This is a genomic window from Flavobacterium fructosi (genome assembly GCF_042787335.1).
GTDB lineage: Bacteria > Bacteroidota > Bacteroidia > Flavobacteriales > Flavobacteriaceae > Flavobacterium > Flavobacterium fructosi.
The window spans coordinates 87,299-100,406 of record NZ_JBHZQA010000004.1; the positions used below are offsets into that span (position 1 = coordinate 87,299).

The 13,108-nt window shown below is 34.7% G+C and carries 13 protein-coding genes; 12 read left to right on the forward strand and 1 reads right to left on the reverse strand.

Annotated elements, in window-relative coordinates; all coding sequences use genetic code 11:
• Nucleotides 1-20 precede the first annotated feature (20 nt).
• From ACFX5D_RS08125 to ACFX5D_RS08155, 7 genes are all read left to right on the forward strand, one after another.
• Complete coding sequence (locus ACFX5D_RS08125) at nt 21-2,132, forward strand: ribonucleoside triphosphate reductase (RefSeq protein ID WP_379857736.1); 2,112 nt, start codon at nt 21-23, stop codon at nt 2,130-2,132.
• A gap of 102 nt (nt 2,133-2,234) precedes the next feature.
• On the forward strand, nt 2,235-2,399 hold the full coding sequence (gene nrdD, locus ACFX5D_RS08130) for an anaerobic ribonucleoside-triphosphate reductase (protein ID WP_131477748.1): 165 nt from the start codon (nt 2,235-2,237) through the stop codon (nt 2,397-2,399).
• Nucleotides 2,383-3,072: an anaerobic ribonucleoside-triphosphate reductase activating protein gene (locus ACFX5D_RS08135; RefSeq protein ID WP_379857737.1), complete on the forward strand. Its 690-nt coding sequence runs from the start codon at nt 2,383-2,385 to the stop codon at nt 3,070-3,072. The genes nrdD and ACFX5D_RS08135 overlap by 17 nt, the downstream gene beginning before the upstream one ends.
• A gap of 55 nt (nt 3,073-3,127) precedes the next feature.
• Nucleotides 3,128-3,577, forward strand: coding sequence for a CopD family protein (locus ACFX5D_RS08140; protein ID WP_379857738.1), 450 nt, complete (start codon nt 3,128-3,130; stop codon nt 3,575-3,577).
• Between the two features lie 86 nt (nt 3,578-3,663).
• Entirely contained in the window at nt 3,664-4,053 is a 390-nt protein-coding gene (locus ACFX5D_RS08145) for a hemerythrin domain-containing protein (RefSeq protein ID WP_379857739.1), read from the forward strand.
• A gap of 64 nt (nt 4,054-4,117) precedes the next feature.
• Nucleotides 4,118-4,552, forward strand: coding sequence for an RrF2 family transcriptional regulator (locus tag ACFX5D_RS08150; RefSeq protein ID WP_073203605.1), 435 nt, complete (start codon nt 4,118-4,120; stop codon nt 4,550-4,552).
• A gap of 135 nt (nt 4,553-4,687) precedes the next feature.
• Nucleotides 4,688-5,644, forward strand: coding sequence for a hypothetical protein (locus ACFX5D_RS08155; RefSeq protein ID WP_379857740.1), 957 nt, complete (start codon nt 4,688-4,690; stop codon nt 5,642-5,644).
• 172 nt (nt 5,645-5,816) lie between these two features.
• On the opposite strand, the gene ACFX5D_RS08160 is transcribed toward ACFX5D_RS08155, so the two are convergent.
• Nucleotides 5,817-7,631, reverse strand: coding sequence for a hypothetical protein (locus ACFX5D_RS08160; protein WP_379857741.1), 1,815 nt, complete (start codon nt 7,629-7,631; stop codon nt 5,817-5,819).
• A gap of 368 nt (nt 7,632-7,999) precedes the next feature.
• Here ACFX5D_RS08160 and nadA point away from each other — a divergent pair, with 368 nt between their 5' ends.
• The 5 genes from nadA (at nt 8,000) to ACFX5D_RS08185 (ending at nt 13,061) form a co-directional block, all read left to right on the forward strand.
• Nucleotides 8,000-8,929: a quinolinate synthase NadA gene (nadA, locus tag ACFX5D_RS08165; protein ID WP_379857742.1), complete on the forward strand. Its 930-nt coding sequence runs from the start codon at nt 8,000-8,002 to the stop codon at nt 8,927-8,929.
• Entirely contained in the window at nt 8,929-10,452 is a 1,524-nt protein-coding gene (gene nadB, locus ACFX5D_RS08170; protein WP_379857743.1) for an L-aspartate oxidase, read from the forward strand. Before nadA ends, nadB begins: the two co-directional genes overlap by 1 nt.
• Nucleotides 10,453-10,612: 160 nt before the next feature.
• Nucleotides 10,613-11,206, forward strand: a complete 594-nt coding sequence (locus ACFX5D_RS08175; RefSeq protein ID WP_379857744.1) for a Crp/Fnr family transcriptional regulator — start codon at nt 10,613-10,615, stop codon at nt 11,204-11,206.
• Nucleotide 11,207: 1 nt separating this feature from the next.
• Complete coding sequence (locus tag ACFX5D_RS08180) at nt 11,208-12,440, forward strand: hypothetical protein (RefSeq protein WP_379857745.1); 1,233 nt, start codon at nt 11,208-11,210, stop codon at nt 12,438-12,440.
• Nucleotides 12,441-12,506: 66 nt separating this feature from the next.
• The gene (locus ACFX5D_RS08185) at nt 12,507-13,061 is read left to right on the forward strand and encodes a fasciclin domain-containing protein (RefSeq protein WP_379857746.1); all 555 of its coding nucleotides are present in this window, start codon (nt 12,507-12,509) and stop codon (nt 13,059-13,061) included.
• Nucleotides 13,062-13,108: the final 47 nt, after the last annotated feature.

Sequence of the window (13,108 nt, forward strand, 5' to 3'; positions counted from 1 at the left end):
ATTTAAAATCATCACGTGCTATGGAAAAATATGTTATCAAAAGAAACGGCGAATACAAACCTTTTGAGCCTTTCAAAATAAAAGACGCAATTGAAAAAAGCTTTCAGAGTATTTCCATAGCATTTGATGAAATTCTTTTCGAAAAAATTATTCAGGATTTACAATCCAAAGAAACCTGGGCCGTGGAGGAAATTCAAGATTTAATCGAGAAAAACCTTTTTGAAAAACAATATTTCGAAGTCATGCGTTCTTTTATGTTATTCAGACATACCCGCAAATTGCAACGCGAACATGTGAATGGGTTAAACGAAGACACCACTTATGTTGACAGCACGCAAACCATCGAAGAATACATTGAACAAACGGATTGGCGCATCAATGCCAATGCCAATACCTCCTACTCTAATGCGGGATTAGTCAACAATGTTGCCGGAAAAATTATTGCGAATTATTGGCTCGACAAAGTATATACAAAAGAAGAGGGTTATGCGCATCGCAATGGCGATATTCATATTCACGATTTGGATTGTTTGACCGGATATTGTGCCGGTTGGAGCCTGCGGGTGCTGCTCAACGATGGTTTTAATGGTGTTCGCGGACGCGTGGAAAGCAAAGCGCCTTCGCATTTTAGAGAGGCTTTGGGACAAATGGCAAATTTCCTTGGGATTTTACAAAGCGAATGGGCCGGAGCGCAAGCCTTTAGTTCGTTTGACACCTATTTGGCGCCTTATGTTTTCAAAGATGATTTGTCTTTTGAGGATGTCTTGAAAGCCGTTCGCAGTTTTGTTTACAATTTGAATGTTCCTGCGCGTTGGGGACAATCGCCTTTCACAAATATTACTTTGGACTGGGTTGTTCCCGATGATTTGAAAACCCAAATTCCGACGAAAAATGACTTTCATTTTTTTGAAAATAATTTTGATTACGATCTCTTATTGCGAGCCAGGGAAAGAGGCGTTACAAAAGTAACCGAATTGCGGTATGAGCATTTTCAAAAGGAAATGAACCTCCTCAACAAAGCGTATTACACCGTAATGACCGAAGGCGATGCTAACGGACAGCCGTTCACCTTCCCTATTCCAACAGTAAACATTACCGAAGAATTTGATTGGGATGGAGAAAATTCCGATTTGCTTTTTGAAAATACAGCCAAAATCGGTTCTTCCTATTTTCAGAATTTCATTGGAAGTCAATATATTTTGGATGAAAATGGCAATAAAACAGAAAACGAAAACGCGTATAAACCCAATGCCGTTCGCAGTATGTGCTGTCGTTTACAACTCGATTTAAGAGAACTGTTAAAACGAGGAAACGGACTTTTTGGAAGTGCCGAAATGACAGGAAGCATTGGCGTAGTGACCATTAACATGGCACGTTTGGGTTATTTATTCAAAGGAAACAAAGCCGAATTATTTAAACAATTAGATCGCTTATTATATATTTCTAAATCTACTTTAGAGAAAAAAAGAGTCTTTATCCAAGAAATGTACGACCGAGGTTTGTACCCGTACACCAAACGATATCTGCAACATTTCAGAAATCACTTTTCGACCATTGGTGTAAACGGAATGAACGAAATGATTGCAAATTTTACCGGAAATCAAGATGCTATTACTTCATCGTCAGGAATCGAATTTGCTACTGAAATCTTCGAGCATATTCGGAATCGAATGAAAGAATTCCAAGAGGAAACCGGAAATTTATACAATTTGGAAGCCACACCAGCCGAAGGAACTACCTACCGATTTGCCAAGGAAGATAAAAAACGTTTCCCAGACATTTTACAAGCTGGACAGGGCGACAATATTTATTACACGAACAGTTCCCAGATTCCGGTAGATCACACCGAAGACCCTTTTGAAGCGTTATTTTTGCAAGACGAATTGCAATGTAAATATACCGGAGGAACGGTTTTGCATTTGTATATGAGTGAAAAAATCAGTTCGCCAGAAGCCTGCAAACAGTTTGTAAAGAAAGTAATCTCCAATTTTAAATTGCCTTACATCACCGTTACGCCAGTGTTTAGTGTGTGTCCGGTTCATGGGTATTTAAATGGTGAACACGAATATTGCCCAAAATGCGATGAAATTCTAATTGAAGAAAAAAGTTCAAAATTTAAAGTTGAGTTATAAAACTTTAAAACCATTAAGAAATTAAGTTTCATTAAGCCAAATCACACTTAAATTTCTTAATGGTTCAAAAAATAATTTTAATTTTTTAAACCATAAAAAAATATGAAAACAGAAACCAACCCAATTTTAGAACAAAACCAACATTTGAGAACAAAATGTTTAGTGTACACAAGAGTAATGGGGTATCACAGACCCGTAGAAAGTTTTAATATTGGAAAAAAAGGAGAACACAAACAGCGAACTCATTTCAGTGAAGGAAAATGTTAGTAACCCCATTTACAGCATAACGCCTTTTACTTTATTAGATTATGCGCATAAATCAGCTTGCATTCTTTGGTTTACAGGCTGTAATATGCGTTGTTTGTATTGCTACAATCCTGAAATTGTGCTTGGAAAAGGAACAATTTCATTCGAAAAAGCGCTCACTTTTCTTCATTCCAGAAAAAATTTGCTGGACGCGGTGGTTTTTAGCGGAGGCGAATGTTTATTGCATAAAAATAGCATTCAACTCATAACCGAAGTTAAAAAAATGGGTTTTTTAGTAAAAATTGATACCAATGGATCACGACCTGAAGTTTTGCAACAATTACTTGAAAATCAATTAATCGATTATGTGGCGCTGGATTTTAAAGCCATGCCCGCTCATTTTGAAAAAATAACGCAGTCTAATCTTTTTCTACCTTTTGAAAAATCGTTGCATTTATTATTAGAAAGTGGGCTTCGGTTTGAAGTTCGCACCACGGTACATTCGGACTTGATAGATCAGAACCACATGAAAGCCATGATACAGTATTTAGAGCAGCAAAACTATCAGGGAAATTATTACATCCAGCATTTTGTAAATGGAGCGAACACGTTAAAAAAACTGGGCTATTCTGTTAGGGAATTAGAAAAGGAAAATCTTTTTACCGGACGCATTAAAGTACATTTTAGAGGTTGATTTTAAGGTAGAGTTGCTGACAAAAACGTATCTTTAAAAATAAATAAATTTTTACATGAACCATCATTTTTTGTTAATTATCCATCTTTTAAGTGCTACAGTTTGGGTTGGCGGCCATTTGTTGCTAGTCTTTTGTCATTTGCCACAAGCCCTTAAAGAGAAAGACCCGAGCATTATTTTAAATTACGAAAAAAAGTATGAGCCTGTAGGAATGACAGCATTGGTTTTACTGGTCGTTACCGGAATTTTAATGGCGTACAAATATGGCGTTAGCATCGAATATTGGTTCCAGTTTGCCACTCCTGTTGAGAAAGTGGTTTCTACAAAATTACTTTTATTGTTTTTGACAGTAGCCTTCGCCTTGAGCGCACAGTTTAGGGTAATTCCCAAACTTAAAAATAATCCAGACAAGTTGCCTGAAATGGCTTTTCATATACTATCCGTTACGATAATTGGTGTATTGATGCTCATTTTTGGCTCTTACATCCGTTTTGGCGGGTTTTAAATTTATACCTTATGATATCAAATAAACCATTAAAAAGAGCTCCGGAATTGCAACCTTTAAGCCACGATCATCATCATGGCTTGTAATTGTGTTGGAAAATACGAACCGGTTTTTCAAAGCAAATTGAACCCGATCGCATCAAAAAATATTCGGACTGGTTTTACAAAACGCATTTGAAACCACATTTCGAATTGGAAGAAAAGTACGTCTTTCCCATTTTAGGTGCAGAAAACGACCTTGTAAAAAGATCGTTGACGGAACATCGTCGTTTGAAACGTTTATTCAAGCAAACTACCAATATAGAAAAGCCTTTAGTACTCATTGAAGAAGAATTGGAAGCACACATTCGTTTTGAGGAACGCAATTTATTTGTTGAAATTCAAAAAATAGCCACCCAAGACCAATTGGCTAAAATTAAAGAAATTCATACTGAAGAGTCTTTTACAGAGAATAACGATGATCCTTTTTGGATTTAAAAAAATAGCCAACCCAAAGAATAAAGGATAGCAAGTATTTCTCTAAATTTGTAAAAAAACAACTATGTTTTCTAAAACCTGTGAATACGGAATCCGAGCCACCATTTTTATAGCATCAGAATCCTATCAAAATAATAGAGTTGGGCTTAGAGATATTGCTAAAAAAATAGATTCTCCCGAGGCTTTTACTGCCAAAATTTTACAAATACTATCCAAAAATAATATTATCCATTCTATCAAAGGTGTTGGTGGCGGATTTGAAATTCCAAAAGAAACCATGAGCCAAATAAAACTATCCCAAATTGTGACTGCATTAGATGGAGATCGCGTTTTTACCGGTTGCGGTCTGGGATTAAGTTACTGTTCCGAAGATCATCCTTGTCCGGTTCACGAAAAATTCAAGTCCATCAGAAATGAATTGGCTTTCATGCTCGAAAACACCAATCTGGAAGAATTAGCAATGGGAATAAAATCAGGTGATACTTTCTTGAGGTATTAATCAAAAGTAATCTTATATTTACAAAAACTTTAACTAATACAAGATATTGGTACACTTGTTAGACCGCCGTTTTTCAAAAACCCTCGCATCGCTAAGCCTTAACCCGTTGCAATATTTTACCCGAAAACACGATAAATGAAAAATCTACTAATTTTTACTTTACTTTTAAATTTTTTATTTTGTAATGCCCAAGAATTTGAAAAAATTACTGTTTCAAAAACGGATAATTCAGAATTGTATATAAATGACGAAAATTCTACAGAACTATTCTATTATAAATTTGTGCCAAAAAATAACATTCGAGGTGTATTAGTCATAATTCCATCTGGAGGAGAACTCGTCGAAAACACATTAAAACAAATAACACTGCACAAAATAGCATTAGAAAAAGGTATTCTGGTGATTGTTCCATCTATAAATTGGGGAACAGATAATCGAGAAGAAGAATTCAAATTGTTAGACAAAATTTTTACGGAAGTTGTCTCTAAGCATAAATTATCAAAAGACAAATTTATAATTGGTGGGCTTTCAAGTGGAGCAATGATTTCTTTAACTTATGCGGAAAAATCAGTCAAAAAACCTGAAAATTTTTTCCTGATTCCAAAAGGTATTTTTGCTTTAGACGCTCCTTTAGATCAAGCAAGGTTTTATAAATATTGCGAAAGAGAAATTGAAAAAAATATTTATCAACCGGCAGTAGATGAAGCAAAATGGATTAAAAATAATTGTGATAGTATTTATGGTGGTTCACCCGAAAAATTTTCAGAAAAATATGTAGAAAACTCAATTTATTCTTTTGGAGCGAAAGAGGGTGGAAATGCAAAATATTTAAAAAAAATGCCCCTTTTAATGTTTACTGATTTGGACACTGATTGGCTAATTAATCAAAGGCATCGCGATTTAAATGATTGGAACGGAATTGACATAATCTCAATGATAAACCAATTAAGAATAATGGGTAATGAAAATGCAAAAGTAATAGTTAGTCAAGGAAAAGGTATTAGATTAGACGGTTCAAAAAATCCACATTCATGGTCAATTATGGATTCTGATATTTGCCTAAATTGGATTATAGAAACAATCGATAAATAAAAAAGATAAACCATTACAAGTTTTTGCGCGATTGCATTTTTTGTACTTAATTTAAAGTTTGTTCTAAATAATTTAGGTCAGGGCTTAACCAAATACATCAAAAACCCTCTCCACCTTTCGATAAACGAATGCGAAGAGGGTTTATTTTTTTAAACCTATATTAAAATATGTTTTATGCCAATTTCAGTTCCGGAATTTTAATACCAAACAATTCCTCTTTATAAAAATGCAATAGGTATTGTGTGCTTTGATTCTTGTTTTCAGCAGCATCCGATGAAGAGAACAGCGATTGATAATACGCGATTCCCTCCGCCAAATTATTCTTGAACAAGTTCCATTTTTTTATTTGCGGCGCCGTAATTTCGGCAGAAACCGTTGCAATTTCGTTCTTTAAATAATCCAAATACATTTTCAATTCTTTGACAAACATGTTCGGACGATTGGTAACAGTCAATATTGAAGTGTTTCCATAAATGTGCTGCACCATTTCAGAAAGTGAAACTTCATGGTCAAAATAAGCCATATTAGGCCCCGGACAAATGACAACACCTTGCGCCTGTCCTTTAATCTTAATGTCATTTTCCAGATAAGAAGCATTGGCTAAACCAACACAAAGACAGGATTTTTCGGTGATTTTGTTTTTCGCATTTTCGAACATTTCGGCAGTCAAAGTATCTTTCTTACTGTCTAATTCTTCTAATTTTAAATCTTGGAATTTTTTGGAAGCAGAACAAATTCCTTTTGCCCCGTATTCTTTGCTTAACGCCAAAAACTTTTTCGGGCAAGAACTTCCTGCATTATTATCATGAATACGTTTTTCCTTCAAGTGCTCATTAGTTGTTCCTCTCAAGGTATTAAAAGGAATTCCCAAAGGAGAAATATGACTCAGGTATAAATCTTCTTCTTTGGCTTTTGCCAATAATTTACGCGTGGCTTCATCTACAGAAGTAGCCTCGGGAACCAATAAAAATGGAGATCCCCAACCTACAGAATCCACATGATAATAATCCACTAAAAAGTCATGTTCTTCGGCTGTACCCACTCCGCCCTGAACAGTAATTTTTAATTCCAATGGCTGTTCCGGAACGTGCAGTCCCTTTTGCGCTAAAGCTTTCACCATTAAATCATGCGCAGATTGAATCAATTGTTCTTTTTTCTGTTTAAATTCTTCCAAAATAGGACCTAACAGATACCCATCAGTAGCAAAAGCGTGTCCGCCACAGTTCAATCCGGATTCAATGCGGTATTCAGAAACCCAAAGTCCTTTTTTGGCCAAGAAGTTCCCTTGAATCATTGCCGAACGGAAATCGCTTACTTTTAGAATTATTTTCTTCTTTAAAGTATTATTGCTGTCCGGGAAAAAGGCATCGAAATTTTCGAAATAACTGTACAATCTTGGATTCATTCCTGCCGAAAGTACTACAGAAGAAGTTAAGTTGCTATTGGCAAAACCACGAAGTGAAGCATGAGCATCATTAAAAGCTACCGGTAATTGTTCGTCTTTAATGAAATTGTCCTTATCGACTTTGGTCATAATATTTACATCAATCGCACCCGCGCTCAAATTATTTTCAAGATAATTTTTAATATTTTCTTTAAAGGCAATTCCGTCATCCATTAGATTCTGAAGTCCTTTTTTTATCTCCGACTTGTTGGGCAACATGGCAATATAATTCTCTAATGCCAATTTACTTTCAGCCAGTTCATTCTTAAAATTCTCGAATTTGTCTTTTACGATTTTGTCTACCAAATTTAAATACGACGTAATGCGCTCTGCACGATAATCGTGCATTTTTTGAGAAATCTCCTGATATGGAAGGCTTAATTTTTCGCTGTAAAAAGCATTCATTTTTTCTATCAGATCATCATCTATAATCGAAATCACAGAGGATATTCCATACTTTGCCACTCGAATTGGACTGTCTATTGTGTAAGCAAGTCCCATCACGGGAATATGAAAAGTATGTAATGGTTTTGTTGTTGTCATGCATTAAATAATTTAATAAATAGGTCACAAATATCGTAAAAGGGAATAGTTTAAAACCTGATAAATATCATATCCAGTGGCCTGTTATTAAAGTACTTTTATAGATTTTAAAACAACTTAAAAACAGAAAAATAAGAAATACTGCGAAAGGGTTGAAAGTCTTTTTTTGTGACGTTAGTCACTAAATATAGGTAGTCATTAGGTTTAAAATTTGGTAGCGTACCCTACAACACGCTAAATCTGTTCTAATTCATTTCTCAACTGAAATTCAGTGCCTAACGGCACATTCCAACCGTTGATTAGCAGAAGTACCTGATTTTAAATTTAGCAGTAGCATTTAAATAGTAAAACTAGAAAAATTAAAAAGTATGAATAGTCTTAAAGAACGAATATTGGCATTAAAAAAAGAGAAAAATGCGGTTATTTTAGCCCATTATTATCAGGAAGCCCCTATTCAGGATGTAGCAGATTATGTGGGAGATAGTTTAGGATTGTCAATAGAGGCCATGAAAGCAGATGCAGATATTATTCTTTTTGCCGGTGTCCATTTTATGGCCGAAACCGCAAAAATTTTAAACCCGACCAAAAAAATAATTTTACCCGATTTGAAAGCAGGATGTTCGCTTGCCGAATCCTGTCCACCTGATTTGTTTCAGAAATTTATTGACCAGCATCCCGATCATATTGTTATTACCTACGTAAATTGTTCTGCCGAGATTAAGGCGTTAAGCGACATTGTTTGCACGTCATCTAATGCGGTAAAAATCGTAAAAGCAGTACCAAAAGACAGGCCTATTATTTTTGCTCCAGATAAGAATTTAGGAAAATATATCATCAGCAAAACGGGCCGTGGCATGTTACTTTGGGACGGTTCTTGTTTTGTACATGAAGCTTTTTCTTTGGATAAATTAATAGAAGTCCACAAACTACATCCCGATGCTAAAATCATTGCGCATCCCGAATCTGAAACGCATATTCTGGAAACCGCCAGTTACATTGGTTCGACAGCGGGAATGATTGATTACGTAAAAACAAACCCAAACAACAAGTTTATCGTCGCTACCGAAGCGGGAATTCTTCACAAAATGCAACAGGAAGTGCCGCATAAAATATTGATTCCGGCTCCAACAAAAGAGGATAATACCTGCGCTTGCAGTGAATGTGGTTACATGAAAATGAATACGTTACAAAAAGTTTATGACTGTTTGCTTAATGAAACTCCCGAAATTATCGTTCCAGCGTACATTAGAGAAAAAGCATTGCTTCCCATTGAACGAATGCTAGAATTATCCAAATAATGATTACTACAAATTACCTAATCATTGGTTCAGGAGTTGCCGGATTGACTTTTGCCATAAAAATTGCAGACCGTTTTCCCGACAAAAAAGTGACTATTGTAACCAAATCAAATGCCGATGAATCCAATACAAAATATGCGCAAGGAGGGATTGCCATAGTCACTGACGAAACCGAAGATTCCTATCAAAAACACATTGACGACACCCTTATTTGCGGTGATGGTTTGTGTGATGTTGAAGTCGTTAAAATAGTTGTTACTGAGGGCCCAAAACGATTAAAAGAACTCATAGCATGGGGCGCCAAATTTGATAAAACTGCCAAAGGATTTTTTGATTTAGGAAAAGAAGGTGGACATTCTCAAAATAGGGTTGTACACCATAAAGACCAAACCGGCCAGGAAATTGAACGCACTATTTTAGACCAAGTGCATCAAAAAGAAAATATTACGGTTTTAGACCACCATTTTGCACTAGATCTGATTACAGAAGATAATCAGTGTCTAGGCGCTTTTGTTTTAAATCAAAGAACAAATGAAATTATCACCTTCCAATCTCATTTTACGCTACTTGCCACTGGCGGAATTGGGCATCTTTATGGACATACCACCAATCCGATAATTGCGACAGGCGATGGAATTGCAATGGCTTTTCGTGCTAATGCGACCATTAAAGACATGGAATTTATTCAATTTCATCCTACCGCATTGTACGACACTTCCACTGGATCAAAATTTTTAATTTCGGAGGCAGTTAGAGGTTTTGGAGCGTATTTGCGCACTAAAAACGGCAATCGATTTATGCTCGATTATGATAAGAGAGGGGAATTGGCTTCTCGGGATATTGTTTCTCAAAGTATCGATTTGGAACTTAAAAAATCAGGTGACGAATGTGTTTATTTAGATTGCACACATTTGGATTTAAAGGCTTTTATAAAACACTTTCCTATGATTTACGAACGATGCAAAAGCATTGGAGTTGATATTACAAAAGATTGGATTCCGGTGGTTCCAGCTCAACATTATCTTTGTGGAGGAATTGTAGTTGATAAAAACGGGAAAACGGCTATCGATAATTTATTTGCTTGTGGAGAATGTTCCCGAACTGGTTTGCATGGCGCGAACCGGTTAGCGTCAAACTCTTTGCTGGAAGCTTTGGTGTATTCGGACAAAATTTATAATTATTTGGTAGATACAACTTTAAAAAAAAAAGAGTTAAACCCTATTCTTTCCAATTGGATATTCGTCGAAAAGCCTAAAATTACTCACGATTATATTGCTAAGATCAAAGCGCTATTACAGCTTTTAATGCGTCAAAATGCCGGAATTATTCGTTATGACAACGATTTGAGTAAAGCAAAAGAAAAACTGATGCAATGGCAAGACGAATTAAAAACTATAACCGAAAATAATGAAATTAGTAGCGAGCTCTACGAATTGTACAATATGATTACTATTGGGAATTTAATCGCTCAACAATCTATGATAAGAATTGAGAATAAAGGTAGTTTTAAAAAAAATAACTAATTATAAATACCATTATAATAAAAATATAAATGAAAAATTACTAATTCTCCTTTTTTATGATTTAAATCATAGTTTAAAATATTGTACATTTATAAGATTGTAGCTCTATTTTTTAGTTTATGTATAATTCAGAGGAAAATAATAAATTCAAAAACGAACCATGCAAATAGACATAGATTTACTTTTCTCGTGGGGTGCAGTAGCCAAAAAATACAAAAAAAACGAAATCATTTTTGATGAAGATGAAGTGGCACATTTTTATTATCAAATCATTGAAGGAAGCGTGAGAATGTTTAATTCTAACAATGAAGGAAAAGAGTTTACACAGGGTCTTTTTTGTAAAGGAAACAGTTTTGGAGAACCCCCTTTGTTTATTGACCAACCGTATCCATCAACAGCAATCACTATTCAGGATAGCACAATTATAAAGTTATCAAAAGACAAATTCTTGAAAATTATTGACGAATACCCGTCCATTGAAAAATCCTTTTTGATTTTACTGGCAAACAAAATCCACTCTAAATCAAACACTTCAAAAGAGATTATAAATCAAAAACCAGAGTTTAGAATTGTCGCTTTTTTGAACACACACAAGAAAAAATTCGAATGTTGTAACGAGAAAGTATTAATTCCGTACACGCGGCAGGAAATAGCAAATTTTACCGGTTTGAGAGTAGAAACGGTCATTCGCGTTTTATGCAAAATGAACACTTGCAATAAACTAGAAATCGTCAATCATAAAATTTATTATTAAAATGAAATTAAATATAAAGTTCTGGTTAAAATTATCGTTGTTGAATCTATGTATTGTTGCCACATTAGGCGTTTTGATGCGGTATAAAATTGGTTTCGAATTTCCATATTTAGACCAAAAATACCTTCAACATTCCCATTCTCATTTTGCTTTTTCTGGCTGGGTCAGTCACACTTTGATGACTTTGATGGTGTATTATCTTCAAAACAAAATAGCTGATTTTCAAGTAAACAAATACCGAAAAATAATTATTGCCAACTTGATCATTTCTTATGTAATGTTGGTCTCTTTTATTATTGAAGGCTACGGACTGACTTCTATAATCGCTTCTACAGCTTCTATTTTAATTTCTTATATTTTTGGCTATTTTTACATTAAAGATTTAAGAAAAATTGACAGTGATTTGTTATCTATAAACTGGTTTAGAGCCGCTATTCTATTCAATATCATCTCTTCATTCGGCACATTTTATTTGGCTTATATGATGGCGACTAAAGATATTGTTCAAGATTATTATTTATCGTCTATCTATTATTTTCTTCACTTTCAATATAATGGCTGGTTTTTCTTTGGTTGTATGGGCTTAATTTTTGGGTTCTTAAACTTAAAAAAATCCGAGAATTCCTTTTATGAAACGTCCTATAAACTCTTTGCATTTTCCTGTATTCCGGCTTATTTTTTATCGACGCTTTGGTTACATTTACCAGTTTTTTTATATGTAATCACTGTTATTGCTGCAATAATTCAGGTTTTTGCCTGGTTTAAACTTCTTTCTATTTTAATATCGGCCAAAAAGGAGTTTTTAGAAAACTTTTCTCCACTATTGCGGTACATTTTACTCTTCGCAACTTTAGCATTGAGTATAAAATTAGTACTACAACTGGGCTCCACTATTCCAGTCATAAGTGATTTGGCTTTTGGTTTCAGACCTATTGTAATTGCTTACTTGCATTTAGTTCTATTAGCTGTTATCAGCTTATTTTTACTGTTTTACATTTATGCGAACCACCTGATATTTATCAGCAAAAGAATAAAAATCGGATTGTTTCTATTTTCTATTGGAGTTTTTTTAAACGAGTTGGTTCTGGCCATTCAAGGTGTTGCATCGTTTAGCTATACTATTATTCCTTATGTAAATGAGCTTCTTTTTGCCGTAGCAATCGTTTTGTTTTTCGGAATAGGATTCACAGCTTATTTTTCTATAAAAAAAGTTAAAAACAATCCTCCTTTATGATTGCACTCATAAAATAAAGCGCTGATAATAAAGTACTTTGTTATATAAAACTTAAGTAACCTTATTATGAAAAAATCTATTCAATTACTATTAGTCGTTAGCTTCTTAACCGCTTTTAGCTGCAAACAAAACAGTGAAACCATGCCTCCAACAACCACAGAAGAGGCACCTTCTCAAAGTGTTGGACAATCCGCCGTCAAGGACGAATCATCCAGTCCAAACATCGTTCAAACTGCTTCTGCGAGCAAAGATCACACTACCCTTGTAACGGCAGTAAAGGCAGCCGGTTTAGTTGACGTTTTAAGCAATGCCGGTCCATTTACCGTTTTTGCGCCAACAAATACTGCCTTCGATAAACTTCCAAAGGGAACAGTGGAAGGATTATTAAAACCAGAGAAAAAAGACGATTTAAAAAACATATTAGAATATCACACTTATGTAGGTGCATTAAAAACAGAATACATGCAAGACGGCCAAGAATTTGAGCAAGTGAATGGTGGTAAAGTAAAAATCACAAAAAAAGGAGACAAAGTATATGTAAATGGTTCTGAAATTGTAGCCTCAATCCCAACATCAAACGGAATTATCCATGTAATAAATGATGTATTACTTCCCAAATAAAATTATTAATTCTTCTTACTACTTTGAAAAAATCATGAATTGCAGTA